The sequence below is a fragment of the Gammaproteobacteria bacterium genome (genome assembly GCA_003696665.1).
Classification (GTDB): domain Bacteria; phylum Pseudomonadota; class Gammaproteobacteria; order Enterobacterales.
On the sequence record RFGJ01000196.1, the window covers coordinates 1 to 1,005 of the forward strand.

Sequence of the window (1,005 nt, forward strand, 5' to 3'; positions counted from 1 at the left end):
ACCTAATGTGCAACTAATCGGCGGTCACTAAATCGTCCAAATGCAAAGGGGGCCGCCCCAATTGCATGTTAAGAAACACACAAACTGTGTGTGAAAGCACCTTACGAATCAAACGATGCTGATAATGCCAGAGGTCATGAGCGCGAGTTTTGGCAATATGGTAACGTTCGGTTAAATGAGACCCTACCGTTTCTACCAACTTGCGCCACCGACTGTATAATTTCATCACAGCTACAGGCGGTTTGGCCTTCATGTTTTTACGGGTCGGCACAATCAGTTCAACATGCCGTTTTCGGGCTAAGTTCTCTTGACGAAAACTGTCTAAAAATGCTTTGTCAGCTGGAACCACACCTTCAAAGCCTGCAATCAGGTCATCTAAAAGTTGGCTGTCATGAGGACGCGCTGGTAATAGTGGGTAATGAATGATCATGCCCACTCGTGAAATACGCAGACCCAACTTGAAACCATAGTAATGCAGGTCTTTGGCGGCGCAATATCCGTAATCTGCCTCCGGTTTGAAGCAGCGGTCACGCTGACTACGGGTGTAAGTGCAAACCGGCAAAGGCAATGTATCAATGATTTGCACGCTATCCGCTGCCTGCCCACTGATTTGCGTTAAGCGTCGTTGTATCATCGCTTTGACGAACCACAAATTGGCTGCTTGACGGACAAAGCCGGTTCTTTCCCGTAGTTGGGGAAAGAAATGCTGATAATGGGTACGAAAATAGTCATAGATGTCGACATCCTGATGGAAACCGAAGTATTCACCGCAGATTTCGATGGTAATGACCTCCTCATCCGTCAATGTTGGCGGAAAACCACGGCGCCGCAGGGGACGTTGGGCAATAACAACCGGATAATGTTCGCATACCAAACAGTACACCATGATGATAAAATAATCTCTGGACATCGGATAGCCTCCTCGTTTATGAATAGGTTGGTTAGAATCCCTATTCTACAAGGAGTTATCCGATGTTTATTTCAGAAAAAAGTCGCACATTAGGT

The 1,005-nt window shown here is 46.5% G+C and carries 1 protein-coding gene; it reads right to left on the reverse strand.

Annotated features, from left to right (window positions below; translation table 11 throughout):
- Positions 1-13: 13 nt before the first annotated feature.
- Entirely contained in the window at positions 14-910 is an 897-nt protein-coding gene (locus tag D6694_05615; protein RMH44587.1) for an IS982 family transposase, read from the reverse strand.
- Positions 911-1,005 lie beyond the last annotated feature (95 nt).